The organism is Clostridium sp. MD294, from assembly GCF_000364165.2.
Taxonomy (GTDB): Bacteria; Bacillota; Clostridia; order Lachnospirales; family Anaerotignaceae; genus Coprocola.
Genome location: NZ_CP097810.1, coordinates 2,707,200 through 2,732,814 on the forward strand (window position 1 = coordinate 2,707,200; position 25,615 = coordinate 2,732,814).

Annotated in this window: 22 protein-coding genes and 5 pseudogenes; 9 read left to right on the plus strand and 18 right to left on the minus strand. The window is 35.4% G+C overall.

Annotated elements, in window-relative coordinates:
- Positions 1 to 2: 2 nt before the first annotated feature.
- Positions 3 to 620, minus strand: coding sequence for a BRO-N domain-containing protein (locus C820_RS13435; RefSeq protein ID WP_004036842.1), 618 nt, complete (start codon positions 618 to 620; stop codon positions 3 to 5).
- Positions 621 to 971: 351 nt separating this feature from the next.
- Between C820_RS13435 and C820_RS13440 the strand changes: the two genes are divergently transcribed.
- Both C820_RS13440 and C820_RS13445 read left to right on the plus strand, forming a co-directional pair.
- Positions 972 to 1,355: a helix-turn-helix domain-containing protein gene (locus tag C820_RS13440; RefSeq protein WP_004036841.1), complete on the plus strand. Its 384-nt coding sequence runs from the start codon at positions 972 to 974 to the stop codon at positions 1,353 to 1,355.
- A gap of 398 nt (positions 1,356 to 1,753) precedes the next feature.
- Positions 1,754 to 2,704, plus strand: a complete 951-nt coding sequence (locus tag C820_RS13445; RefSeq protein ID WP_004036839.1) for a hypothetical protein — start codon at positions 1,754 to 1,756, stop codon at positions 2,702 to 2,704.
- Positions 2,705 to 2,734: 30 nt separating this feature from the next.
- Here C820_RS13445 and C820_RS13450 read toward each other — a convergent pair whose 3' ends face one another.
- The 10 genes and pseudogenes from C820_RS13450 to C820_RS13495 form a co-directional block, all read right to left on the minus strand.
- On the minus strand, positions 2,735 to 3,001 hold the full coding sequence (locus tag C820_RS13450) for a hypothetical protein (protein WP_004036835.1): 267 nt from the start codon (positions 2,999 to 3,001) through the stop codon (positions 2,735 to 2,737).
- Positions 3,002 to 3,662: 661 nt separating this feature from the next.
- Positions 3,663 to 4,043 (minus strand): annotated as a pseudogene (locus C820_RS13455) (DNA cytosine methyltransferase); the annotation flags it as partial.
- Positions 4,044 to 4,080: 37 nt separating this feature from the next.
- Positions 4,081 to 6,410, minus strand: a pseudogene (locus tag C820_RS13460) (VirB4-like conjugal transfer ATPase, CD1110 family).
- Position 6,411: 1 nt separating this feature from the next.
- Positions 6,412 to 6,858, minus strand: a pseudogene (locus C820_RS13465) (PrgI family protein); the annotation flags it as partial.
- A gap of 42 nt (positions 6,859 to 6,900) precedes the next feature.
- Positions 6,901 to 7,770 (minus strand): VirB6/TrbL-like conjugal transfer protein, CD1112 family, encoded by an 870-nt coding sequence (locus C820_RS13470; protein WP_004036827.1) that lies wholly within the window; start codon positions 7,768 to 7,770, stop codon positions 6,901 to 6,903.
- Between the two features lie 18 nt (positions 7,771 to 7,788).
- A complete protein-coding gene (locus C820_RS13475) occupies positions 7,789 to 8,004 on the minus strand; it encodes a Maff2 family mobile element protein (protein WP_004036826.1) in 216 nt (71 codons plus the stop codon).
- Positions 8,005 to 8,357: 353 nt separating this feature from the next.
- On the minus strand, positions 8,358 to 8,528 hold the full coding sequence (locus C820_RS13480) for a hypothetical protein (protein ID WP_004036824.1): 171 nt from the start codon (positions 8,526 to 8,528) through the stop codon (positions 8,358 to 8,360).
- Positions 8,515 to 10,089 (minus strand): annotated as a pseudogene (locus C820_RS13485) (VirD4-like conjugal transfer protein, CD1115 family); the annotation flags it as partial. The gene C820_RS13480 and the pseudogene C820_RS13485, both read right to left, overlap by 14 nt.
- Before the next feature lie 14 nt (positions 10,090 to 10,103).
- Complete coding sequence (locus C820_RS13490) at positions 10,104 to 10,325, minus strand: DUF5348 domain-containing protein (protein WP_004036822.1); 222 nt, start codon at positions 10,323 to 10,325, stop codon at positions 10,104 to 10,106.
- Positions 10,322 to 11,281, minus strand: a complete 960-nt coding sequence (locus C820_RS13495; protein ID WP_502799886.1) for a DUF6017 domain-containing protein — start codon at positions 11,279 to 11,281, stop codon at positions 10,322 to 10,324. Before C820_RS13495 ends, C820_RS13490 begins: the two co-directional genes overlap by 4 nt.
- Positions 11,282 to 11,430: 149 nt before the next feature.
- Between C820_RS13495 and C820_RS13500 the strand changes: the two genes are divergently transcribed.
- From C820_RS13500 to C820_RS13515, 4 genes are all read left to right on the plus strand, one after another.
- A complete protein-coding gene (locus C820_RS13500) occupies positions 11,431 to 11,766 on the plus strand; it encodes a recombinase family protein (RefSeq protein ID WP_004036815.1) in 336 nt (111 codons plus the stop codon).
- Between the two features lie 50 nt (positions 11,767 to 11,816).
- Positions 11,817 to 12,824 carry a recombinase family protein gene (locus C820_RS13505; protein ID WP_004036814.1) on the plus strand — a complete coding sequence of 336 codons (1,008 nt, stop codon included), beginning with the start codon at positions 11,817 to 11,819 and terminating at the stop codon, positions 12,822 to 12,824.
- Positions 12,817 to 13,833, plus strand: a complete 1,017-nt coding sequence (locus C820_RS13510; protein WP_004036810.1) for a recombinase family protein — start codon at positions 12,817 to 12,819, stop codon at positions 13,831 to 13,833. The genes C820_RS13505 and C820_RS13510 overlap by 8 nt, the downstream gene beginning before the upstream one ends.
- 70 nt (positions 13,834 to 13,903) lie before the next feature.
- Positions 13,904 to 14,332 carry a hypothetical protein gene (locus C820_RS13515; protein ID WP_242824487.1) on the plus strand — a complete coding sequence of 143 codons (429 nt, stop codon included), beginning with the start codon at positions 13,904 to 13,906 and terminating at the stop codon, positions 14,330 to 14,332.
- Here the strand turns inward: C820_RS13515 and C820_RS13520 are convergent.
- The 7 genes and pseudogenes from C820_RS13520 to C820_RS13560 all read right to left on the minus strand — a co-directional run bounded on the left by C820_RS13520 (position 14,237) and on the right by C820_RS13560 (position 21,118).
- Positions 14,237 to 15,253 (minus strand): annotated as a pseudogene (locus C820_RS13520) (tyrosine-type recombinase/integrase). The gene C820_RS13515 and the pseudogene C820_RS13520 sit on opposite strands and share 96 nt — an antisense overlap.
- Positions 15,254 to 16,195: 942 nt before the next feature.
- Positions 16,196 to 16,912, minus strand: coding sequence for a flavodoxin (locus C820_RS13535; RefSeq protein ID WP_004036800.1), 717 nt, complete (start codon positions 16,910 to 16,912; stop codon positions 16,196 to 16,198).
- A gap of 63 nt (positions 16,913 to 16,975) precedes the next feature.
- Entirely contained in the window at positions 16,976 to 17,329 is a 354-nt protein-coding gene (locus C820_RS13540) for a formylglycine-generating enzyme family protein (protein WP_004036798.1), read from the minus strand.
- Positions 17,330 to 17,371: 42 nt separating this feature from the next.
- Positions 17,372 to 18,025, minus strand: a complete 654-nt coding sequence (locus C820_RS13545; protein WP_004036796.1) for a flavodoxin — start codon at positions 18,023 to 18,025, stop codon at positions 17,372 to 17,374.
- A 21-nt stretch (positions 18,026 to 18,046) separates the two neighbouring features.
- Positions 18,047 to 19,135, minus strand: a complete 1,089-nt coding sequence (locus C820_RS13550; protein WP_004036794.1) for a flavodoxin — start codon at positions 19,133 to 19,135, stop codon at positions 18,047 to 18,049.
- Positions 19,136 to 19,266: 131 nt separating this feature from the next.
- Entirely contained in the window at positions 19,267 to 20,157 is an 891-nt protein-coding gene (locus tag C820_RS13555; protein WP_004036792.1) for a LysR family transcriptional regulator, read from the minus strand.
- A 73-nt stretch (positions 20,158 to 20,230) separates the two neighbouring features.
- Positions 20,231 to 21,118 carry a LysR family transcriptional regulator gene (locus C820_RS13560; RefSeq protein WP_004036790.1) on the minus strand — a complete coding sequence of 296 codons (888 nt, stop codon included), beginning with the start codon at positions 21,116 to 21,118 and terminating at the stop codon, positions 20,231 to 20,233.
- Between the two features lie 154 nt (positions 21,119 to 21,272).
- On the opposite strand from C820_RS13560, the gene C820_RS13565 reads away from it, so the two are divergent.
- The 3 genes from C820_RS13565 to C820_RS13575 all read left to right on the plus strand — a co-directional run bounded on the left by C820_RS13565 (position 21,273) and on the right by C820_RS13575 (position 25,615).
- Positions 21,273 to 22,451, plus strand: a complete 1,179-nt coding sequence (locus C820_RS13565) for a trans-sulfuration enzyme family protein (RefSeq protein ID WP_004036789.1) — start codon at positions 21,273 to 21,275, stop codon at positions 22,449 to 22,451.
- A 386-nt stretch (positions 22,452 to 22,837) separates the two neighbouring features.
- Complete coding sequence (locus C820_RS13570; protein WP_004036787.1) at positions 22,838 to 23,701, plus strand: PRD domain-containing protein; 864 nt, start codon at positions 22,838 to 22,840, stop codon at positions 23,699 to 23,701.
- A gap of 57 nt (positions 23,702 to 23,758) precedes the next feature.
- Positions 23,759 to 25,615: a glucose PTS transporter subunit IIA gene (locus tag C820_RS13575; RefSeq protein WP_004036785.1), complete on the plus strand. Its 1,857-nt coding sequence runs from the start codon at positions 23,759 to 23,761 to the stop codon at positions 25,613 to 25,615.

A 25,615-nucleotide genomic window follows, 5' to 3' on the forward strand; every position in this document is an offset into this window, starting at 1 on the left:
TCTCAATCCATAATCCCCATACTTTCCGCATAAAAGCATACCGTTGCAGGAGAGATTTCAATTCCGTCCATTGTTAATATTCTTGCTATGCTAGAATAACTGTGATTTCCAGCACAAATAAGCCTTTCAATTTTTCGTTTTGCTTTTATCTCTAGTTTTTCCATTTCTTTTTCTGCTTGTTTTTCTCTTTCTGTCCTATCCTCTAACTCCTTTATAATAATGGGAACTACTTGACATATCGTTTCTCTTACAATGTCCTCTATGCTATATGGGCTTGTCCCACTTATGTAATTTGGTGAAAACATTCTTTTTCTAATATTTTTTAATAATGTTTTTACTTCTTTTTTGAATTGCTTTGCAATAGGCTTCCTGCTCTGCATCAACACCTCATATAGTCCATCTTCTGTTAAAAACCACATTTCTCTGTTTTGACCTGAGGTGTTTATTATACACTTCAGCTTTTCATCTTCATCTACCAATTCAACCATTTGTGTAGGTTGCTTATTTTCTATCCATTCTGCAACTTCCTTTGCTAAAAACAAGGGGTCTTCAAAATCTCCATACATTGTCAATTGTTTTCCTAAAATTTCTCTTTGTTCAATTACTTGCAATACATTCATTTTTTATCTTCCTTTCACTTTTTTATTTTTTGTTACACCGTTTGGACATATATTACTTATAATTATTGATTTTCAATTATCTTTTTTATTTCTTTTTCTTTGTTTCTTTCAGCCATAAAAGCCATACCTTCTGCAAATGCTAATAATTTTTCTTGCTGTAAATCACTTAACAAAGGAAATGCTTTAATAAAAACAAAAATAATCTTTTTTCTTTTTCTGTCATATCAATCACACCTCATTTCTTAACTTTGACATTATTTTATATGACAAAGTTAAGTTTGTCAAGTATTTTTTCTTGACTATGACAAATTTTAATGTTAAACTTTTATTATAAAAAGGAGGACTTTATATATGTGTAATTGTTTAAATACAAGGCTAAAAGCTATCAGAAAATCTGTATTATTAAGTCAAGAAGAATTTGGAAAAAAACTAGGAATAACAGGAGCTGCTATTTCTAAAATAGAAAGTGGAAATAGAAATGTTACAGAACAAATGACGCTTGCTATTATTCGAGAATTTGATGTAAATGAACAATGGCTTCGTACTGGTGAAGGGGAAATGTTTTTAATTAAAACAAGAGATGAAGAAATTGCCTCTTTTATAGGTACATTACTTAAAAAAGATGATGATACTTTCAAAAAAAGGCTGATTTCTGCTCTCTCTAAATTAGAAGAACCAGATTGGGAAGTATTAGAAAAAATGTGTAATTTTATGCTGGAGTCTAAAAAGGACTAGGAAATCCTAGTCCAATATTTTTGTAACAAAGTAATATATCTTTTTTAAAATTCTCTCATCTTTCACTTTTTCTATTGCCTCTATAATCATTTTTTTATAATTCATATATTTTCCCCCATTCTATGTTGAACCCTTCTCATAATTTTTTTAACTTTCCTTGTAAATTTTTAATTTCTATTATAAGTTATAAAAATACTTACTAGCTTCCCAATCTTTTTATCTTCCTTTTTGCATAGATATATTTCTATGTCTATTTTCTTTATCTAATTTTTTGCCTTTTTTGTCACTTTTCTGCTTTATATTTATTATTTTTCTTTTTTATATAGACATTTTATATTTATTTCTGCTATACTTTTTTACAACATATGACATATTTCTAAATAGAAAGGAGCTTTTTTATGAGTTTTTTTGAAAAAACCACAGCATTTTTTAATAAAATAGAAGAATGGAATGAAGAACAAAAAAAGGTATTTAAAGAAAAACAATTTCAAAAACAAAAAAAGGAACTAAAAAAATTTGTAAAAAAAATGAATAAACAAAATGAACTAATTGACAATTTTAATGCAAAAAATGCTGAAAAAATAGCTAAAAAAAATCAATCAAAATTCAATACAGAAATAACAATGTTCACTGTTTTTCCAGATAGCGAAAATCAAACACCTTCTCCTTTTGAAGAAATGTATTATGCCAACCATGAAGAATATGGTATATTAGAAAAAGAGTACACTCGTTTTTCTGCTCGTTTTCAGTCAAAACAATGTCCTTACTGTCAAAATATGATAGAAAAACTGTCTACTCGCAGCCGTGTTTGTCCTCATTGCAAAAAACGGTTTTATGTAAAACAAAATTTTCATTCTGAAGAATATATGTTGTTGTCTGAAGAGGAATGGAAACCATTACAGCAAGAACGTCTTTCTTTTGATTGGGACGAATATACAGCAGAAGCAGAATTTCATCTAAAACGTAGAGATTTTGGTTTATATCGTAATGCAAAATATCATCTGTTAGAAACAGGCTATGCACAGCATAAATTTTCTCCTTATGGAATGCTTGTAAAATGCTTTGAACTTTATTACTTAGATTTTTCTGGTCCTAATAACGTACATAGCTCAACTTCTTGCCCAGCATTTAAACAAGATACCTTTATTGCTCCTGCTGTATCAGATTGGGTAGCAGAAGCTGTTGAAAATTATCCTCAAACTTTAGAACAATACGAACAAATTTTTTTAACTGAAATGGAAAAAATTCGACTTCCCGAACAAAAAACATTACCTAAAACTGCATGGAATAAACTAAAAAAACTTATAAAAGAATGTTTAGAATATTCTGATGAAGAAGGGATTGATTAACACTTTCCCTTTTTTCTTTTGCTCTTATCTTTATATAGTCATTATCATTCTTTTTTTGCTACCATTTTTTAAATTTTTATTTTTCCTGCTTGTTGATGCACACCTAATCTCTCTATCAATAACCATATTAAATTTTTTAATTACATCTGTCTTACTATCTTCTTCTTTGTAAAAGTAATGTGGGTATCTTACCTCAAGGAGCACACCATTGGGTAATTTAAAATACTTTCTCACCCATACAAAATCACTATCCTTTTTATGATTTTCTAAGTAATCTTTTCTTTTTTCCTTTTTCATATTGTTTCTCTCCTGCTTTTTTCTGCATCAATCTTGTGCTTCTCTTTTCTACTACACTTTATATAGAAATATGATTATATGTTTTTTTAAACCGTGTTTTGCATTTTTTTGTTTTATTTTTTACCCTGTTTTTTATGTTTTTTTAGTACCAGATTTTTCAAAATTTTTTGTTTTGTCTAACACGTATCATTTATACCTATTCTTTATTTCTTAAATTTTTATATTACACTGAACTATTTTTCATTCATTTGCTTTTTTACACTTTGCCATTCTTTTTGAACCATTTTTTTGCTTTTCCTCTTTCTCCTCTCTCAAACCCTTGATTTTACTAGCTTTTCTGATTGGCGAACAAAATGCCTAGTTCGTCAATATTAGTTCGTCAATATTTTCCTTCTTCTTCCAGCTCTTTTTTTGTTTTTTTCCCTTTTGAAAAACTGTTAAACCTTGATTTTACTAGCTTTTAAAAAAGTTAAAAAAAAAGTTAAAAAATCCTTCTCATTTTTTTAACTCCTCCCTTTTGCCCCTGTTTTCCCTTTTTCCCCCGTTCATAAAGAATGGCAATCAATTTTTCTTTTTTCTCGCAATCCCTTGCTATTCCTACATCTCCCGCTTTTTTAATATTTTTTCCACACTCTTTTTTTTGCCATTCTTTCTACCCCATTACACCCATATTGATGAAGTTAGCAACATTTTCGCCAAGCACGAAACGGGGCCGCAGTTCGTTAATGACGCGGCACATTTCCGGCCAGAGGTAGCGGGTGTCTGCAAACCCTTTTCTTGGGCCGATTGAGGAAAAGGGCTGGCAGGGGAAGCCCCCGGATAGGAGCGTGAGTTCTTTCTGCCCTGTTTTTTCATAGAAAGCCTCCTTTGTCAGTGATTGAATGTCTTTGAAACGTGGCACGTCCGGCCAGTGCTTTTCAAGCACGACGGCGGGGTAGTCTGCCCATTCGCACTGGCAGACGGTTGTAAAGCCTGCGGCTTCGGCGGCAAGGTCAATGCCGCCTATCCCTGTAAACAGGCTTAAATGTGTCAATGGTTTTATGCTTCATTCCTCCTTTCTGTCCCCGTATTTCTGCGGGTTATGGCTGTGCAAGTTCCTCCGGGCGGGTCGTCATGATACGGTAAAGCTCGGTATCTGCCGGGAAGCGGTCTACAAAGGGGAGTATCACGTTGCCGTAGAAGATAAGCCCCTGCCCGGCTTCGGAGTGGGTCACATAGGAAAGCTGCTTATTGGAAATGCCTAACTGCTTCGCTAAAATCTGTCTGTCGCCGCCCGCTTGGTTCAGCATATAGATGAAGTCGCTGTTTTCAAAAATATTTTCAATTTCCCGTGACGCTAAAAGGTCTTTTACATTCTGCGTTATGCCCGTGGGTATGCCGCCCCATTTTCTGAAACGCTTCCAAATCTCCACGGAATAAGCCGCCGTCTGTTCCTCCTTTAACAGCAAATGAAATTCGTCTGAATAGTACCATGTGTTAGCGTGGCGTTCCCGGTTCTCGGTCACTCGCCCCCAAACTTGGTCTTGTATGATGAGCATACCTAACTTTTTGAGCTGCTTTCCCAATTCCTTAATGTCAAAGCAGACAAGACGGTTATGTATGTCTATGTTGGTGCGGTGGTTGAACACGTTAAGGCTTCCATGCACATATAATTCAAGGGCTGCGGCTACCCGTGCGGCTTCCGCTTTCGGCTGCGCCTTTAGTGCGTTATACAAGTCCTCTAAAATCGGCATTTTGGACGGTTGGGGTCTGCAAGGTACGCCTGGTACACCTCACGCACGGCTCGGTCAATCATGGTCTTTTCGACAGGCTCTAAGCCGCTTTTGCCGCCAACGACAAGCTCACAAAGGGAAAGGATAAAATCGCTTTTCAGTGACAGGGGGCTTTCGTCCTCGGAATAATTGAGGTTCAAGTCCATAGGGTTCACAAAGTCTTTGCTTGTGGGGGAGATTTTCACTACCTGCCCGCCTAAACGGTTGACAAGGGGTGCGTACTCGGCTTCGGGGTCGCATATCAAGATACAGTCCTTTTTGTCCGCAACAAGGAATACGTTTGTGATTTCCCGCTTTGCGGAAAAGCTCTTGCCGCTTCCCGGTGTCCCTAAGATAAGCCCGTTGGGGTTTTTCAGTTTCTTGCGGTCTGCAAGTATCATGTTGTTGGAAAGTGCGTTCAAGCCGTAGTAGAGGGCTTCCCCGTTCTGGAAAAGCTCCTGCGTGGTAAACGGCACGAAGATAGCCGTGCTTGACGTGGTAAGCCCCCGCTGTATGGGGATTTCGTTCAGTCCCAAAGGCAGGGACGACATAAGCCCGGCTTCCTGCTGATAGTCAAGGCGCACAAGGGAACAGTTGGCTTTCTGCGCCACGCCTGCCGTCTGGAATATCTGGTTGTCAAGCTGCTGTTTGTTGTCTGCAAGGTTTACCACAAGCAGCGTAAGGAGAAACATTCGCTCGTTGCGGCTCTGCAAGTCCCGCAGCAGGTCTTTTGCGTCCCCGCCGTAGGTGGCAAGGTCGGACGGTATTATATCCATGTCACACCCGCTGCATACCGCCTTTTTCTGCTCGGCTATCTTCATTGCATCAAGGTCTGTTATCTTGCGTTTTATGGTCTTTATGGCTTCGCTCTGGTCGATACTGCGGATATGCAGGTTTACCAATAAATGCCCGTCTACGTTCAAAAGGTCGGCAAGCAGGCGGTCATTGAGTTCCGGTGCAAGTATCTGTAAGAACGATACCGCCCCGGTCTTGTAGCCCATGCTGAAAAGCCGCCCGTTCTTGAAAGCGAATGAGGGCGGCGCAATGAAATCTTTCGTGGAAAGCCCGGACGGTACAAGCCATTTCCAGTTGAATAAAAATTTCCTGTCCCCGTCCGGGTGGAAAATGCCGTGCAGCACTTCAAGCCGTTCTTTCCCGTCAAGGGGTCGGTTCGCCGCCCCTAAGATTTTGAGGTGGTTTAATATATCCGTTTCCAGTCGGGAAAGCCGGGACTTTGCATTTTTAAGGCTGTCGGCTTCCAGTGTGAATGTGAGGTATTTGTGCTTCACAAGCCCGTTGTTGCCCTTTGCAAGCTGTTCTTTGAGCATGGCGGCGTATTCCTCCTGCACATCATCAAAGCCGTCCTGCTGCGGCGGTATGGCGATACTCTTTGAGAAGTTCCCCTGCCTGGCTATGCGGTTCACAAAGGTAAGCTGCAAGCCTACGGAGCTGTCAAGGGAGTTGTAGAAGTCGCAAAGGGCTTCAAAGGTGGCTGTCTTGTCGTCCGGCTGTGCAAGCTGATAGTTGATGTCGGAAAACTCAACGCTCTTTGAGAAAAGATTGTCCTTTACCCGGCATATCCCGTCCGGGTACATCTGCAAGTAGGGGATTGTCTGCTGTGCGGTGCGCTTTTTCCCGTCCCCCTTTGCCTGTCGCATGAGGGCGGCTATCTGCTTTTTTTCTGCCCGTGTGAGCCAGATTTTCTCTTTTGCCTGCTGGTTTTGCGGTCTGTCTTTGATAGCTTTTTTTTGCAATGGCTGTTACCTCCTTTTCCAATTTCCGTTGCTTCGCTAAGACGGCGTAATAGTTTTCCGTCTGGTAGGGTCGTTCCTTTGGCGTGAGGAAAAACACTTTTATGATGTTGCCTAACACTTTTTCAAGGGGCTGTCCGTGCTTTTCGTATATGGCGAACAGGAAAAACGGGAGCATGGCAAGAACCATGAGAAAGGTCGCTGCTGTCTGCGGGACGCTGCCTTTCAAGAGAAAGAACAGGGGAACGCCCACGGCTGCCGCCATGCTGAAACACACAAGCTGCCGCTTGGTAAGGTTCAGCGCAACTTTGGTCTTTACTTTCGTAAGGTCTTTGGGTACTGTGACATACGCCATTTGTTGTCCTCCTTTCTGCCCGCATGGGGCGTTGTCTGAAATCTAATGTGCGTGGAAAATGCTCTTTGCAAGGCTTCCCGTCTTAAAGAGGGAGAAGCAGAGTATCACGGTGTAGGCGGCTATGCTGAAAATGGCACTGTGCAGGTTTGCGGCGATTACCATTTCATTTACAAGCACGGCGTAGATACCAACGCATACCATGATGAAAAAGCCCTGTACGCCCAATGCGAACAAGCCTTTTAGGTAGTTGTTCCCAATGCTTCCCCATTCCCTGTTAGTCATGGTGGCAAAGGGGATAGGGGCAACGGAGCAGGTCAGATATATCTCTATCATTCTTCCGTAGAGGATAACCGTAATCAGCACGGACATAATCTTCATGCACATACTAACAAGGGCGGTTTCCATTACAAGCAAAAGCAGTTCGGGGACTTCCATTGTTTCCATTGTGGCGGTCATTGCGGCAAGGGTGCTTTCCACGTCAATAGCGGTGTCGGAGCTTATCACGCCCGCCGCACTGTTGACTAAATGCTGCCCCACGTCAAAGACCGCCATAGTAATGTCAAAAACGTGGGTAACAAGGTAGACGGCTACCCACGCTTTGAATACATACTTAAAGAACATGAAAGTGTCAATGTCATGCAGGCTGTTCTTGTCCGTAACCATGCTGATTAGTTCCACGCATAGCACATAAGTAATGACAAGCCCCGCAATGGGGAGAATGACGGTCTGTGAAAGGTTCTGTATCATGGAAAACACGCCGCCATTCCACCCCTGCGGGGTCTGCCCTGCCTGCGCCGCTATCGTGCCGACTTTCTCGTTCACGTCCCCGAACATATTTGACAGGTTTCCGTTAATCGCCCCGATTAAAAGCTCCTTTAGCCATTCGTTAATGGCTTCAAATATGCTCTCCATAAGCGGCGGCCTCCCGGATTATCCGAACAGCCCGGAAAGCAGCGGGATTAAGGTCGTGCCGATAAGGGCAACGCCGCCGCCCGCCATAAGCTGTTTCATGCCTTGACTTTTCGCCCCCGGATTATCATTTCCGTAGCCCTCTAAGAGATTGATAACGCCCCATACGCCCAGACCTGCGCCCAATGCGATAACAAGTGTCTGCAAAACGCCTACTGCGGAATTAAAAAATGCCATATAGCCCTCGCTTTCTGCCGCTTCCTGCGGCTTGGAAAATGGTTTTTGGGTATGAAAAAAGCCGCCCTGTTTTGGCGGCTGTCCCCACGCTGCGTAGGTGCTGCGGCGTGGCGGTATTCAGTTGTAAAGGGTGGTGCGCCCTCTGGTGGGCGCACGAACCATGTACCCGGTGTTTACGTTTCTGATAGGCTTTTCCCCTCCTTTCCGTTGCGGGCGGTGCTTTTTCTTAGACTTGCCGGAAGCGGGCAGCCTGCTTACAGGGTGTCCGCTTCCGGCAAGTACACAAAGGGGTAGCTGCCGCAAGGCTGCGTAGAGGAAGTGTAGCTTCCCCTGTCCTGTCGGTTTCAATATTGTTACTGCTGCGGGATAAGCCCCCGGCGTGTGACATACTCCGTTGCATACATACGGTTTTCTGCGTCCCGTTCCTGCCAGTATTCCCGCAATGCGTTTTCTGCGGTTTCCGCAACATTCATCAGAAATCTTTCAAGCTGCTTTTCTTTTGTTTCAGCGTTACGTTTTTTCATGGTCTGTGTCCTCCTGCAAATCTGCCCCGTCAATCTCGTAGAGGTCAAAGGGTTCTTCCGGCTTGATAGCTGCCGGGCGGCGTTTTAGATACTTCTCAATGTCAAATACATTTTTCTTGTCAAAATCGGAAAGGAATTTATATCTTGGGTGCTTGGTAATGTCGAACTTGTCACTGAAAAAGGGGCGTGCGCCCCTTACCTGCAAGATACATTTGCCGCCGTCCATGACGGAAAGCTCGTCTTGTGTCATAAGCTCCTTGCCTAATTTCTGATAATTCAGCCCGTAGGTCTTTTCCTTTCCTCTGTTCTCGGAAGTGTTGTATAAATCTATGGTTTCTTTCCCTAAAAGCTCCGACATTTCTTTGAGCGTGGTTTTCTCCTTGCCGCCTAAGAAAAGAGTCGTGTCGCAATTCCCTACAATCGTGTCGGCGTTGTCCTTGTAAATGGCTTTTAACTGGCTCTGCGCCTGCAAGATAAGGCAGGCGGATATTTCCCGGCTTCGTATGGTGGCAATCAGTTTTTCCAGTTTGGGTATCTGCCCGATATTCGCCACTTCATCAAACAGGCAGCGGACGTGTACGGGAAGCCTGCCGCCGTACACATCATCTGCCTTGTCGCACAAGAGGTTGAAAAGCTGCGTATACATCATGGCGACAATGAAATTGAATGTGTCGTCCGTGTCGGAGATAATGACAAAGAGGGCGGTTTTCCTGTCCCTCAACGTGTCAAGCTCCAAATCGTCCGTTTCCATAAGCTCCCGCAGCTCCTTAATGTCAAAGGGAGAAAGCCTTGCGCCGCAGCTAATTAAAATCGACTTCGCCGTTTTGCCCGCAGCTAATTTATATTTGCGGTACTGCTTCACGGCAAAGTGTTCTAGGTCTTTTTCTTCCAATCGGTCAAACATCAAATCCACGGGGTTCTTAAAGTCCTCGTCGTCCTCCCTTGCTTCGCTTGCGTTTATCATGTCAAGCAGGGTCGTAAAATTCTTTTCTTCCTCCGGGACTTCGTAGTAGATGTAGCCGATTAGTGCGGTGTAATAGAGCTTTTCCGCTTTCGTCCAGAAGTCCTCGGACGACTTTTCGCCCTCGCCTTTGGTGTTTACCATGATTGTGTTGACAAGTTTTAATATATCTTTCTCGCTGTGCAGGCAGGCAAAAGGGTTGTAGTGCATGGACTTCTTGAAATTGATAGTGTTCAGCACTTTTATCTTATAGCCGCCCTTGTCTAAGAGCTTCCCACACTCTAATAATATTGTACCTTTGGAGTCTGTCACGCAGTACGAACTGTGCATTTGCATTGAGTTAGGCTTGACAAAAAAGCGGGTCTTGCCGCTGCCCGAACCGCCTATCACAAGCACGTTTTTATTCCTCGCATACTTGGGGCTTTTGGAGCGGCTGTTCATGGTAAGCCGTTCCGTCTGCGTCAGCAGGACGTTGTTGTAAAAGTCCGGGTCAATGTAGGGTTCAATATCTTTTGCGTTGCCCCACCTTGCAGAACCGTACTCAACGCCTTTGCGGTACTTCTTGGCGTTTTTGCCTTTTAGGTAGACGGCAAGCCGCATAATAACTGCCCCGGTTATCTGTTATGCACACGCAAGCCGTCCAGTACGTCCGTCTTGAAACCGATAAGATACCATTCCTGCCCGGTACTCATTTCAATGCGTGTCGGCTTCCATTTGCCGCCTGCGAATACGTCAAAACATTCGCCGCAATGCAAGCCGCCGTAGTAATCATTCAGCCCAAAGCGGATATTATAACGTCCGCTTTCTTTGTCAAAAATCAAAGCTCCCTGTTTCATAAGGTGTCGTCCTCCCTGTCCTGTGATAAGAATACGCCGCTTGCCATATCGTGAGCGACAAGGGCGGTGTAATAGCTGTCAATGGTGTTTGGTGCGTTGAAAAGAACCGCAAGCAGATACTTCTTGATGTTACGTATCTTGGTGGTGTTCTGGTGCATACAGTTAATCACAAATTGGATATGGCTGCTGTTCAGCTTCATAAACTTAGACTTCACAAGCTCGGCGGGGTAATCGTCCCCGGCAATGCGTATTACCTTGCGGCGGGTGCAGACGGTTTCAAGCATGAGGGAAACAATCTCGTCAAGCATACCCCGGTCAATGTTCTTGTCCTGTACCAGATAGGCGTATTCGATATTGTCCTTTATGACTTCCTCATAAGCCCGTACTGCGTCCATGTTGGTGTACCCGTTTCCTTTCCGTTCCTGCGGCTGTGCCGCTTCCTGTCTGGAAAGGGTGGAAAGGATAGGAATGGAATGGTTATTTAATAAATCCGTATTTGATAATTCTTTACTTGATAGTTCTTTATTTAATTGCGTTGGATTTTCCTGCATAGGGTTTTCCAATGTTGGATTTTCCAATATAGGCTTTGGCAGCACTGGAAATTCATGTATCACATAATCAGCCGCCCCCAACTGTCCTTTTTCGTTCCGTACTCTGGTACGGGTCACATATCCTGCCCGTTCCAGTTCCCGTATTGCTTCCCGGATAGCGTCTATGCCCTCCCGGTTGATTTTGGAAAGCTCCTTTAAGGTGTAGTCCCATTCTTCGGGCAGGGATAGCATTTGTGAAAGCAGTCCCTTTGATTTTAGGGAAAGGTCAGTATTGCGCAGGTGGTGGTTTGACATAACGGTGTAGTCCCTGTTTTTTTCCACTCGGAATACTGCCATGTTATCAGCCCCTTTCGTCTGTAATTGGGATAAAAAAAGACGCTCATTTCTGAACGTCTGATTTTGCAGGAATGGTTGTCCTGCATGGGTTTTTATTCAATTTTCAGTTTTAAGCGTACATTACCTTTTTGTCTGCTGTTCCTAAACCTTGATTTTATCGGGTTTCTTGCAAGTTACGTTATCTAACCTCATCTTTTGAAAGACCAGCGTTTCAAGAAATGCTGCATGACATAGAAATAGGCAAAATACAATGTGTTATTGTAAAAGACCTTTCCCGTTTGGGAAGAAATTACATTGATACTGGTTATTACATACAAAGTTATTTTCCAGCTTATAAAGTACGTTTTATTGCTTTAAATGAAAATTTTGATACGGAAAAAGAAGACAGTAGCAATATATTGCTTCCTGTGTTGAATATGATAAATGAGTCTTACGCACTAGATACTAGTAAAAAAATAAGAGAACAAACTGTAAGAGATATGAGAGCAGGCAAATTTATAGGAGATAAAGCACCTTATGGTTATAAAAATCTCCTAATGATTGTCACAAACTAATTGTTGATGAAGAAGCAGCAAATGTTGTAAAACAAATTTTTCAGTGGGTATTGGAAGGAATTTCTTATGATAAAATAGCTGTTTTATTAAATGAAGCAAATATTTTAACACCTGGTTTTTATGGCAAAGAGAAAGGGTTAATTTCAAGTAAAAAGTTAATTGGACAAGGTTATTGGAATACATTTACAATTGCTAAAATTGTAAGAAGTGAAATTTATACAGGCAATATGGTACAAGGAAAATCTATTACCATTCAACACAAAAAAATAAAAACAGATAAAAAAGATTGGATTGTTGTAAAAAATACCCATGAAGCGATTATATCAAAAGAAACATTTGAAAAAGTACAACAATATCGTGCTGAAATAGCCAAAAAAAGTAAATCTCAAAATAAAGTACCTTATACAGAAAATATTTTAAAAGGGAAAATATTTTGTAAATGTTGTGGAAAAAATTTGAATCGTCATAGAGTAATAAGAAAAAAAGAGGGTGAAAAATATTATTTTTTCTGCCTTACAAACTGGCGTATTAAAAAAGGAAATTGTGAAGGAGTTCGTATCAATGAGCAAAAACTGTTTCAAGATATACTTTCTCTATTTTACGAAAAAAGAAATTTATTTTTAGAAAAGAAACATTTTTTACAACAGCAAATACAATCTATGCAAAAAAATATAGCATTGTGGAAACAACAGCAATCTGCATTAGAAATACAGAGGAATGAAAAAAGATTGTATTTACAAACTTTATATGAAAGCCTTATCCATAAAGTGATTACACAATCAGAATACAAAGAATTAAGAGAGAATTACCAGAATGAAATAGAAAATTTATTATCTGAAATCACTTGTTTAGAAGAAATACATCAATATAACAACCAAAAAATAGAACATATTTTGAAATTAAAAGAAGTCTTTCAATCAGAACAAATTTCAGAAATCACAAAACTGTTTGCAGATAAATTCATTAAAAGAGTGGAAGTTTCTCCAAATGGTGCTGTAGATGTCATATTTTATTTTGATGAATTATTAAATGAAATAGAGGTGAATGACATTGAGTGATTATACAATTGCCCTTTACATTCGCCTTTCTGTAAATGATAAAAGAGTAGAGAGTAATAGCATTGAAAATCAAAGACTATTACTGACAAAATATGCAGAAAATATGGAAATACAAAATATAAAAGTATTGGAATTTGTAGATAATGGTTATAGTGGTACAAATTTTGAAAGACCTGCAATGCAAGAACTTTTGGAACTTGTTAGAGCATATCAAATAAATTGTATTATCGTAAAAGATTTCTCAAGATTTGGTAGAAATCTCATTCAAACAGGATATTTTTTAGAGCAAGTTTTTCCACTATATCATATTAGATTTATTTCTGTTACTGAAAATTATGATAGTGACAAAACCAAAAACAATACTGGAGGCATACCAGTTACCATACAATTTTTAAAAAATGAATATTACAGCAGAGATTTATCACAAAAATCAAAAAGTGCAAAGTATTCTAAAATGGAGAAAGGAGAATATATTCAAAAAAATTGCTGTTATGGTTACAAAAAAGAAAATAATACATTAAAAATTGATGAACCAGCAGCAAATACAGTTAGATTAATATTTCAACTTGCATTACAAGCTTATAACTGTACACAAATCGTAAAAGAATTGTACAATAAAAAAATAATTGCACCAGAAAAATATAAAGGATATAAAAGAAAATATAAAACATCAAATTTATATCATCCTTGTATTTGGAACATTACAACAGTTCATAGAATATTTTCTGACAAACAATATATTGGAATGTATATTATGAGAAAATCCGTGATAAAAGAATGTGGTGAAAAAAGTATCAAAAGAGAAGAAAAAGATTGGATAAAAATTCCCAATCATCATGAAGCAATTATTGAGAAAGAAACTTTTGAACAAGTACAAGAGAAATTACTTCATTTCAAAATAGAAAATAAAAAAGAAAGAAAACACATTTTTAAAGGAAAAATTTTTTGTGGTTACTGTCATCATGCTATGAATAAACAAGTTAACAAAAATCCTATATTTTTTATGTAGGCACTCTGAAGTAGATACTTCTTTTCCCTGTTATCGTTTAACAATAGCAGAAAAAGAAATAGAAGAAATTGTGTTTCAAATGATTTTAAAACAAATTGAAATTATAAAAGATACAAAGCAAATAAATAATATTGATATACAAACAAACCAAAAATTAGAACTACAAAATCAAATACAGCTCTATCACAAGAAAAAGGAAATACTTTATGAGCAATATGTAAAAGGAAAGTTGACAGAAGAACAGTTTACTAAATTAAATTTAGAACTTACAAAAGAACTGGAACCTATACAAAATAAACTGGAAGAAATAGATTTTCAATTAAAACATTCTAAAAATAAAAATACTTTGCAAAATCAAGTAAAAGGCATAATCAAAGATACACCACTCCTTTTAAATAAAGAGCTAGTAGACTTCTTTATTGATAAAATCTATATTTTTAAAGAAAATCAGATAAAGGTCAAATGGAAAATAGAAGATTTTTTGCAAAAAAGACAATAAAATTTTTGCCTTGCTATTGATTTTTTGTTGACGAATATCATGTATTCTGATACGTTTTACACCTGCTGCTTTCGCTCCTCTATCCATTTCATGATGTAAATACGACTTTGTAACCGGAAACAGTCTTTCATTGTCTTTTACTTCATATAGCATACTAATGTATTCTTGTACCTCATCACAAAGAAACCGAGGCATTTTAATTGTTCGATTACTTTTTACAGTTTTTGGACTGGTTACCAAATCTCTGCCTTTTAATCACTGATAAGACTTATTAATTGTCAATGTCTTTTTTTCAAAATCAAAATCTGCTGGTGTTAATGCAAGCAGTTTTCCCACTCGAATACCGCACCAATAAAGCAATTCAAAAGCATAAAATGAAAGTGGTTTATCCATAATTGCGTCAGAAAATTTAACATATTCCTCTTTTGTCCAAAACAACATTTCTTTGTGTTCTTCACTCCCTATCGTTCCTGCCCTCTGTGCTGGATTGTATGGTAAGTGATAAAAGCGTACAGCATGATTGAATATCGCACTTAACTGACTATGTATCGTTTTTAAATAAGTTGGAGAATATTTTTCTTCTGCCATCAATTTGTTTTGCCAGGCTATCACGTCTTTCGCTTCAATCTCTGCAATTTTTCTATCACCAAAATAAGGTAATATTTTTGTACGAATGATATGACTTTTAGATTCCCAAGTATTTTCTTTGAGTCGTTTTTTCTTATCTTGCTCGTAAATTTCAAAAAAACTTGCAAAAGTCATATCTAACTTTGTTTGTTGTTTCAGCATAATTTCTCTTTTTCACGCTTGAGCCTCTTTTTTCGTTGCAAAACCTCGTTTTTATGTCTGCTTTTTCTCTCCTTTCCAGTTAGTATAGTGATAAAGCACTCTCCACTTGTTACCATCTTTGTATACAGCCATATTGTCAACTCCTTTTGTTTTTACATTTGACTACTGTTCTATGTAACAAACTTTTTTATAAAAATAGTTTGCGTTTACCCTGCCCGAAAATGTCAAATAACCAAGTTTGCTTAGTTCCTCATTCAGTTGCTTTACAATTTTATAAGCATAAGATTTTGATACTTTCAATTCTTTTGCCACTTCATCGACTGTCATAAAGTTTCGAGCAGTATGACCAATGGAGATACAACTACCCTAAATTTGACACCTCCCAACGTTGGGCAAAAGTTCCATCGCAGACAATCAATAATATTTTTACAACAGAATTGGATAATAAAAGTAATGAGTAAGAAAATAAAAAAACCTTACTGACTTCCAATTCTTTTTGAAAATCAGTAAGGTTTTATGAATTTGAAATAATTATTCTGTGGGTAATTTCAGAAAATGTTGCCATTTCGTTGCCAATCACTAAACAAAATTGCTTGCAATCCGCTTAAACACTAGCTTTCTTCTCATTAACTTATCATTCCCACTCAACAGACCTTTTTAGATTTGTAGTGTTTCATATAGTATTTATTATTTATATTATATCAAAATTCACTTTATTTGTCCATATATTTCTGCTTTAAAAATTTTTTAATATCAAAATAATATCAGTGCTTAGTTTTATTATTCAAATTTTTGAATAATAATTCACTGCTATTCAAATTAAATTATTGTTAATTTTATCATATTTGCTATTAAAAATATAAAGTATACTAATATTAAATAAAATACTATCAGTATACTTTATAGTAACATAATGATATTTAATTATTTACAGTTTTCACTTTATTTTCTTGTAACCATTTTACTATTTTTTCTTTATTATAAGAAGAATAAGTAACATCTAAACTTTGCTTTATATTACTATTTGTAGCAAATTTTGCAACAGCACTGATTGTTTGCCCAAAACGCCTACCACTAATGTGTCAAAAAAGTCCTAACAGGTGCTGGTATAGATGCCCACCAATTACAATAACCTAGCAAAATAGTATCATATTCATTGATATTTAAGCCTACATCTTCAACATATAATTTTAATTCTGGAATTGTGTTTTGTCTTTGTTCTGTCAATGCTTCTGCATATAGTCCTTGTGAATTATGAGTAGCAGAATAGGGTATAACTCTTTCAATACGGAAAATATCCGCTCCTGCTACTTTTTGTATTATTTTTGCAAATCCATCTGTATTACCTGTTTGAGAGAAATACACAATCAAAGTTTTTGCAGGAGAAACACTTGATATTGTATTATCTATGCTTACAACAGTTCCAGAAACATTTTCTACATTTCGAACTAAACGAATACCTATATTATACAAAGGAACATTTGCAGGAAAGGCACTACGATATGCAGAGCGGATATGTTTTGGAAAATCATTCCAGCCTCCTCCTTTCACAACTTTATAATTACCAGAAGCAACACCAGTAGGATTTGATGAAACACTTGTATTATAATTGCTATACCAATCCCATACCCATTCTGCAACATTTCCGTGCATATTATAAAGTCCATAAGCATTTGCTACATAGTTATTAACATCAACAGTATGTTCTAAATAACCATTTATCCAGCTTCCACTTGCATTATTGTTATAGCCATAGGCATTATAACAATTTGCACTTTTATCCCATGTCACTGTATTACCAGAAACAGTATAACATAGTGTTAATCCTTCCTTTTCACTTAATATATTACAATATTATATCGCATCATACCATGTCACATTTTCAACAGACAGAGTATCTCCTTTGCTTTCACTTGGATTATTTTCCATGACATCTTTATATTCTTTTTGTGACAATTCTGTTTTTGACATATAAAAACTATTTACCATAACTTTGTGCTGTATTTCATCTGACTCTCTTTCAGACTCATTTGTGGGGCTTCCCATTTGAAATGTTCCATCATTTATTAATATAAAATTATCATTTATTTGTTTTGCAGTACTTGTGTTTGTTTTGACTTCTGTTTTTGTATTTGTTGCAGTACAAGCTGTTAAACTAAAACTTAACATTGTAATAACAGATACTATAAATGATAGTGCTTTTTTCATTATTATAAAACATCTCCTATATTTATATTGCTTTTTATCATTTTAATTAATATTTAATTCTTCAATCCAATATGCTATAGTATCTTTTGAACTTTCTCCGCTAAAACGTTGTCCAGAAAGCCAGTTAGCATTATTTGTTAAAGCTTGTAAATTTGTTGCACTAGAGCCTATACCACTACTACCAGAAGTACAAAAAGGTATAATTGTTTTACTTGAAAAATCATAACTTTCCACAAATGTACTAATAATTCGTGGAGCTTCTCCCCACCATATCGGATAACCTAGAAACACAACATCATACTGTTCCATATTTTCTACAGAGCCAGTTATAACAGGACGTGCTTGTGCGTCATTCATTTCAACAGTAGAACGGCTATTGCTATTACTATAATTCAAGTCTTCTTCTGTATATTGTTCTTTTGGTACTATTTCATAAATGTCTGAGGAAAGTTCTTCCGCAATATATTCTGCAATGCCTTCTGTTGTATGAGTAGCAGAAAAATAAGCAACAAGAATTTTTAAATCTTCTGTTTTTTTAGTATCAATACTTTTATTTTCTTCAGTATTGTTTATTGCTGTACTTTGTTCGCTTGTTTTTGTGACAGTATCACTTTCTGGTATAGCTGTATTTTTAGTACAAGCTGCAAGAGATACAAGCATTAAGATAGTAAATAAAATAACTGTAAATTTTCTCACTCTATATTTCCTCCTATATCATTATTCTGCTAATGAAAACGTAATTTCTTCTTTATTTCCTATATTTTCAAAAATAGATAAATCAGATGTCACTTTACCAATTGGTATTACATCTACAGAAAGTATAGGGTTATCTGTTTGAGAATAAAATATAGCCATATTGTGGTGTGCTTCACAGTAAGTAATGTCACCATTTTCAAATGTTTTTTGACCACCTTCTACATTTTCGGGATAAAAATCTACGCTACCATAATATTCTCTATTACCATAACCAACCATAGAAATTGTGAGAGGAAATTTATTTTTAATTTCTTGTGCAAGTGCAGTATCATATATCACACCATTTAAAATATTGTCACCAACTTTTATAGTAATAGCAGTTTGTTTATTTTTTTGTTCTATCATATTAATATCTGTAAGCCATTCTATAACACTATTTTTAGATGAAAGAATATCTTCTGATTGAATGGCAATACCATCTTTAAAAATTGTTGCGTGACTAACTTCTTTTATTGTATCATAACTTCTGCCAGCACCATATCCATCATGTGTGCAAAATGGAACAACCGTTTTTCCTGTCAAATCATATTCGTTTAAAAAAGATAATACTGCTTGTGGCACATCCGATGCCCAAACAGGATAACCAATAAATATTGTATCGTATTGTTCTATGTTTAAATCACTTTCTACAATAGGAGGTAAAAAATTTGTATCCATTTCCTTATGATTGATATTTCTTAGTTCGTTAAAATCATAGGAATAAGTACTTTGTGTTTGTATCATATGAATATCACCGCCGACACTTTCCTGTATTATACGAGCTACATATTCTGTTGTACCAAAAGTATCTTTATCAATTACAATGCTTGCAGAAGTAGAAGCATCTATTTCTTGTGGATATTCTGTGTTTCCCATACGAGAAAAATAAACAATTAAATTCTTTTTATCTGTTACTGCAACATGATTTAATTCTTCATTATCACTTTTTTGTAATGTACTTTCTATTTGGGTATTTTTTATAAAATCATTTTGTTCTGCTTTTCCTTCACTACAAGCAGAAGGAGAAAACAGAATAGCTGTAGAAAGTAATAAAGAAACTATTTTTTTCATTGCTATACGCCTCACTTTCCTTTTTATCACTTGTTTTTCATAAAAAAATAGATATAGAATAAAAAGATAGGATACTTTTTTCTATATCTATATTATAATATTTCTATTATATTATATCAAATACTTAGTTTTTATATCATACTTATGCCTGAAAAGCATTTTATATGTTCTATTAATTTATTTGTTGCTAAATTGAATGGCTGATGTTTTTTCCATGCCAATACACTATTTGCTGTTAATTCTGGATATAATGGTCTATAAGTCATTTTTTGCTTATCCCAAAAAGGTACAGAACCCTCAATAACAATAGCATATGCCAATCCCTTTTGTACCATAATTGCAGCATTTGTACTAAAATTGCTCGTAAATAAAACTTGTATATTTTGAAAGAAATCACCAAACCAATTTGATAATTCATTTTGTAGGTTTGTTCTTCTTGGAAGAATAATAGGTAAATTTTCTAAATCCTTTGCACTTACTATTTCTTTTTTTGCTAGTATATCATCAGGACACATTAAAACTATCCATCGTTCTTTTTTTGATAAACGAATAAAATCAAATTTTTCAATATCAATAGGCTCTAATAATACACCAATATCAATTAGTCCTTTTTCCATTTGTTCTTTTACTAAATCAGCATTTGCTGTAAAAATATCATAAACCACAAAAGGATATTTTTGGTGAAAAGATGCAACCACTTCGGACAATATTTGCATAGCTGCTAATTCTCCGCAGCCAATGATAATTCTACCTTCTATAAATTCCTCTTGCTCAATTAATTCTTTTTCTGTGCGGTCAACTAAATCTAAAATTTCTTCTGCTCTCCTTCGGAGTAATATTCCTTCATTTGTTAAAGTGATTTTTCTAGCACCTCTATAAAATAATTTAACACCAATTTCTTTTTCTAATTGCAATAATTGTCTGCTCAATGTGGGCTGTGTAATATGTAAAATTTCTGCTGCACGATTAATTCCTTCTTCTCTAGCAACAGTAAGAAAATATCGAAGTGTTCTTATTTCCACTGAAATCCCCCTATCAAAAAATATTGTTTTTATTATAACTGACACTTATCTAAAATACAATAACAGCGAAAAATTAGGTTGTTAATACTTTTTTTATTTCTTCTAAAAGACCTTTTATTTGAGGGGTAATTACTTTATTTTTATGAAGTATAATTTGTATAAACTGGCTTTGTATAAAATCTGAAACAGGAAGTATTTTTATTGTTTTTTGATGAGTTGATACTTTTACAGTATATTCTGGTAAGACCGCTAAAAAGTTACCCTGTTCTACTAATCGTCTTGCCATTCCAGCATTTTGCATTTTGATAAAAGAATTGATTTCTATATTTTGCTTTGCCATTTCATTTTGAAAATATTTTATATAGGGTGCTGTATCTTCCATTAAAATAAATTCCTGTAAAGACAAATCTTTTAATACTAATTCCTTACAGTTGCATAATGGATTATTAACATTTGCAATCACCAAAATTTGCACTTGACTGCTATGCCAACATATCCATTCTGTTTGTGGCAATACTTCATCAATCAAAAAAGCAACATCCATTTGATTTTTTTTCAGTTCTTCTTGTAGTGTAGCAGTTGCATCAACAGTCAATTCTAATTTTACATTTGGAAATCGTTTATGATAATGAAAAAATATTTCTTCAAAAAATATTTCAAATAAAGATTCTACCATACCAAATCGTATTGTTCCCTTCATATCATTTTCAGAACGCGTAAAATGTTCTATTTGAGAAGCTGCTGAAACAATTTGTTGTGCATAAGGTATCAATTCTTCTCCATACTGTGTTAATGCTACTTTTTTACCTATTCTATCAAATAATTTTGCTCCTACTGTATTTTCTAATTGTTGTATTTGAAAACTAATACTGGATTGAGAATAACCTAAAATTTGTGCAGTTTTTGTAAAATTTTTTGTAGCTGCTACTTGTAAAAAAGTATTCAAGTAATTTATTTCCATTTTAATCCTCCTTTTATCCATTATATAAAATCCATTTTATTTTTACAATCGATTTTTTTGATTATTTTAATAAAAATCATTTGTTTTACAAATGGACAGTATTGTATTATACTTACTTTAGATTTAAAAAATTTAATTTTTAGGAGGAATAAAAATGAAAAAAGAAATGAGCATAAATACAGTTGCAATTCATGGAGGTTCCAGAAAAGATGATACATTCGGTGCAATTAATGTACCAATTTATATGACTTCTAATTATCGTATTCCAACAGATGGAACACCCATAGATTGGAGTGGAATTGATAGCAATATCTATGCACGCAATCGCAATATCAACCAGATGACTTTACAAGATAAACTTTGTGCTTTGACACGTGCAGAAGATTGTGCTGTTTTTGCAAGCGGAGTAGCAGCTTTAGCTTCTGTTTTTGTAACTTATCTAAATAGTAATGACCATATTATTGTTTCAGAAGTCTGTTATAGTGCAACTAATTTATTATTCCGTGAAATACTTCCTCAAAAATATCATATTGATGTTACTTTTGTTGACACAACAGACACAGAAGCAGTAAAAGCGGCAATCAAACCAAATACAAAATTAATTCATGTTGAAACACCAGGAAATCCTACTACTGGTATTAGTGACATTAAAAAAATTGCTGATATTGCTCATAAAGCAAATGCCTTGCTTTCAGTAGATGCTACTTTTGCAGGTCCAATTTGTATGTATCCTCTGAAACAAGGAGCCGATTTTGAAATTCATAGTATGACAAAGTATATTAATGGTCATGGCGATTCTTTAGGAGGCTGTGTGTTAGGCTCTAAAAAACTTTTAAAGAAAATAAAAGAAATTGCAATGGTAAACTTTGGAGGTATATTAAGTCCATTTAATGCATGGCTAATTTCACGTGGATTAACAACATTACCATTAAGAATGGAACAACACAGTAAAACAGCTATGAAAGTTGCAGAATTTTTAGAAAAAAGCCCTGCGGTTCGTTTTGTATGGTATCCTGGACTTTCATCTCACCCACAACATGACAGAGCAAAAGAAACAATGAATTATCAGTATTCTGGTATGATTTCTTTTGATATTAAAGGAGATGAAAAAATACATCAACTTTTTTTGAACTCATTAAATTTAATAACTCATGCGGTTTCATTAGGCGATATTGAAAGTTTGATTGTATATTACGATAAATATAGTGATAAACTTCCTCATTATCCTAAAATTTATCAGCAGGGATTTTTCCGTTTTAGTGTGGGATTAGAAGCAGCAGAAGATATTATTTTAGATTTACAACATGCTTTTTCTATTTGTAAACTTATTTAATTCTTATTCACTTATAAACAAGCAAATCAATAAATAAAGAAGCCTATATCTCGCACTTATTGTAAGATATAAGTTTCTTTATTTATAGATAAAAATAATAAACATTTATTATTTAGATATTTTTAAGAATATATAAAATTCATATCATATATTTTTCAATGTCATTTACAAATAATTTTACGGATACAAAAATATATCAATTATTTATAAAATTTCATTTTCATATTTATGCACTATTTTTCAAAAAACTGAATTGACAAGATTCATAACACTTGTTATAATGCTAACATAAGGATCGTTACTGATAATTCAGGCGTGACCAGTAAGGACATAAAAAGGTGTCTTTTTCGTGGTTACGCCTTTTTATATTGAAACAGGAGGAGAGTATGAAGGTTGTTAAAGTTTTTAATAATAATGTTGCCCTTGTTTTAAACGACTCTAACCACGAGGAAATTATTATGGGGAAAGGAGTTGGATTTGGAAAAAGAGAACATGACACCATTGACCAAAACAAAATTGAAAATCGTTTTATATTAGAAGATAAAACTTCAGTCAAAGCATTTCAAGAATTGTTAGGTAGAATTGACATTGAAGATATTGAATTAGCAAGTGACATTATTCAATGCGGAGAGCAGCAACTTGGATATATTTGTAATAATTCTATATTATTAACATTATCAGACCACATCAGTTTTATGCTCAAAAGGGCAAGAGAAAAAATATTGTTTCTTACTCCTTTAGAATGGGACATTAAAATGATTTATCCAAATGAATTTAAATATGCTTGCTCTGCTGTAGAGAAAATAAGAAAGCAAACAGGTTTAGATATTCCAGAACAAGAAGCTGCTTTTATTGCACTACACTTTATCAATGCACATTATGAAGGAAAAGATATGCAAGAAACAATATTAAGTTCCAAAATCATTCAAAATGTAATTGATATTGCAAAGTATCATTATAAAGTAGAATTTGTAGAAACATCATTTAATTTTTCAAGATTTATCACACATATTCGTTATTTTGTAATGAGGCAGTTACATAATGAAAAAACGAACAACGATTCTTCTCTTATCAATGTAATTGCTTTAAAATATCCAAATGACTACAAATGTGCTAAAAAAATAAAAGAATTTTTAGAAAAAAAATATCATTGGAAAATTGGAAATGACGAGTTATTATATTTATCATTACATTTGAATTGTTTATATTCTGATAGCAGGGCGTTACTGAATGATGAAGGCGTAACCTAAGCTGTATGATTACCTCATATTGCTTAGGTTTTTATTTTGCAAAAAGGGGGAAATATTATGTTTGAAAAAGAGGCGAAAGAAATTTTAACATTGGTTGGTGGAAGCAGTAATGTAAATAGTTTAGTACATTGTGCAACACGTTTAAGATTTGAATTAAAAGACAATCAAAAAGCAGACAAAGCAGCATTAGAAGAACTTTCTTATGTATTATCTGTTGTAGTAAGTGGAGGACAATTTCAAGTTGTTATTGGTCCAAAAGTAAGCTCTTATTATGAGGAAATTTTAAAAATTGCAAATTTAAAAAAGGATACTGAAAAAAGCAGTAATATGTCTATATTAAAAATTATTTCTGGTGCTTTTTCGCCTTTAATTCCTATTATGGCTGGTGCTGGTATGGTAAAAGCTCTGCTGACTGTACTTGCTGAATTTGGTATTATGTCAGATGCAAGTGCTACCTATGCTGTATTATCCGCTGCTGGCAATGCCGTATTTTATTTTATGCCTATATTTTTAGGTATTACATTGTCAAAACAATTTGGTGCAAATGCTTATGTTGGTGGAGCACTTGGTGCAGCATTGTTAGAGCCATCTTTTACAGCACTGATAGGACAGCAGGGAACAAACTTTTTCGGAATTCCTTTAACCGCTGTGGATTATGCAACAACGATATTTCCTATATTTATTATTTCTTTAATCTATGCTTATTTAGATAAATTCTTAAAAAAGGTAATTAAACAAGAATTACAAATGTTTTTAGTATCTATGATTTGTATTATTGTGTTGGTACCACTAGCAGTACTTGTATTTGGACCTTTTGGCACAACAATAGGTAATGTAATATCTTTGGTTGTTATGAAATTGTTTGATTTTAGTGGTATTGTTGCAGGTGTAATACTTGGGGCAACTTATCCATTTTTAACAATGCTGGGGCTTCATTGGGGATTTACACCAATCACATTACAAAATATTACAGAATTTGGTGGAGATGTTGTAGAAGGAGCAGCAGCCTGCTGTGTTTATGCTGAAATTGGCATTGCAATCGGTGCTTATTTAAAAGGTAAAAAACATTCTAAAATCAAAGAAATTGCAGGACCAACACTTTTAACAGGATTTTTAGCAGGTGTTACAGAACCGATATTATATGGTATTATTATGCGATATAAAAGATTGATGATAGTTGTAGCAATTGCTGGAGGTGTTGGTGGTGCAATTAATGGTCTTTTTGGTGTAACATTAGATGCTTTTGTTTTTCACAATGTTTTTTCTATGGCAATGCTTACTTATAGTCCATTTTTACCATTTTTGTTAGGTGTTGCAGCAGCATTAGCAACAGGTATTGTATTAACCTATTTCTGGGGCATTACAAATGATGACAAAGCTGATTTTGAAGCTGTATTGGAAAGTGAAACAATAAATGCAACTGTAAAAGAAGTTGTAAATACTGTAGCAACAGAGAAAAAACATTCTGAAATATTTGCACCTGCAAATGGAAGAGTCATTGCATTGGAACATGTAGAAGATGAAGTATTTGCAAGTGGTGCAACTGGACAGGGGCTTGCCATACTTCCAAATGAAGGAAAAGTTTATGCTCCATTTGATGGGGAAGTTGTTGCAGTATTTCCTTCTAAACATGCTGTAGGATTACGTTCTATAGATGGTGTAGAAATGTTAATTCATGTAGGATTAAATACAGTTATGTTAAATGGAAAATACTTTACATTAAAAACAGAACAAGATGCTACTGTGAAAAAAGGAGATACATTATTAGAGTTTGACATAGAAAATATCAAAAAAGATGGATATTCTGTTGTGACACCAGTATTGGTTACAAATTTTGATGATGTGGATTTAAAAGTAGTTGTCAATGAAAACGATGCTGTACAGGCAGGAGATAAAGTAATGGATATTAATTAA

Coding starts and splice junctions, on each gene's coding strand:
- C820_RS13470 (WP_004036827.1), bottom strand. CDS start 7,770: ATGGAGAGCATATTTGAAGCCATTAACGAATGGCTAAAGGAGCTTTTA.
- C820_RS13440 (WP_004036841.1), top strand. CDS start 972: ATGTGTAATTGTTTAAATACAAGGCTAAAAGCTATCAGAAAATCTGTA.
- C820_RS13475 (WP_004036826.1), bottom strand. CDS start 8,004: ATGGCATTTTTTAATTCCGCAGTAGGCGTTTTGCAGACACTTGTTATC.
- C820_RS13490 (WP_004036822.1), bottom strand. CDS start 10,325: ATGAAACAGGGAGCTTTGATTTTTGACAAAGAAAGCGGACGTTATAAT.
- C820_RS13540 (WP_004036798.1), bottom strand. CDS start 17,329: ATGAAAAAAGCACTATCATTTATAGTATCTGTTATTACAATGTTAAGT.
- C820_RS13550 (WP_004036794.1), bottom strand. CDS start 19,135: ATGAAAAAAATAGTTTCTTTATTACTTTCTACAGCTATTCTGTTTTCT.
- C820_RS13560 (WP_004036790.1), bottom strand. CDS start 21,118: ATGGAAATAAATTACTTGAATACTTTTTTACAAGTAGCAGCTACAAAA.
- C820_RS13450 (WP_004036835.1), bottom strand. CDS start 3,001: ATGAAAAAGGAAAAAAGAAAAGATTACTTAGAAAATCATAAAAAGGAT.
- C820_RS13480 (WP_004036824.1), bottom strand. CDS start 8,528: ATGAAAAAACGTAACGCTGAAACAAAAGAAAAGCAGCTTGAAAGATTT.
- C820_RS13445 (WP_004036839.1), top strand. CDS start 1,754: ATGAGTTTTTTTGAAAAAACCACAGCATTTTTTAATAAAATAGAAGAA.
- C820_RS13565 (WP_004036789.1), top strand. CDS start 21,273: ATGAAAAAAGAAATGAGCATAAATACAGTTGCAATTCATGGAGGTTCC.
- C820_RS13500 (WP_004036815.1), top strand. CDS start 11,431: ATGCTGCATGACATAGAAATAGGCAAAATACAATGTGTTATTGTAAAA.
- C820_RS13575 (WP_004036785.1), top strand. CDS start 23,759: ATGTTTGAAAAAGAGGCGAAAGAAATTTTAACATTGGTTGGTGGAAGC.
- C820_RS13570 (WP_004036787.1), top strand. CDS start 22,838: ATGAAGGTTGTTAAAGTTTTTAATAATAATGTTGCCCTTGTTTTAAAC.
- C820_RS13435 (WP_004036842.1), bottom strand. CDS start 620: ATGAATGTATTGCAAGTAATTGAACAAAGAGAAATTTTAGGAAAACAA.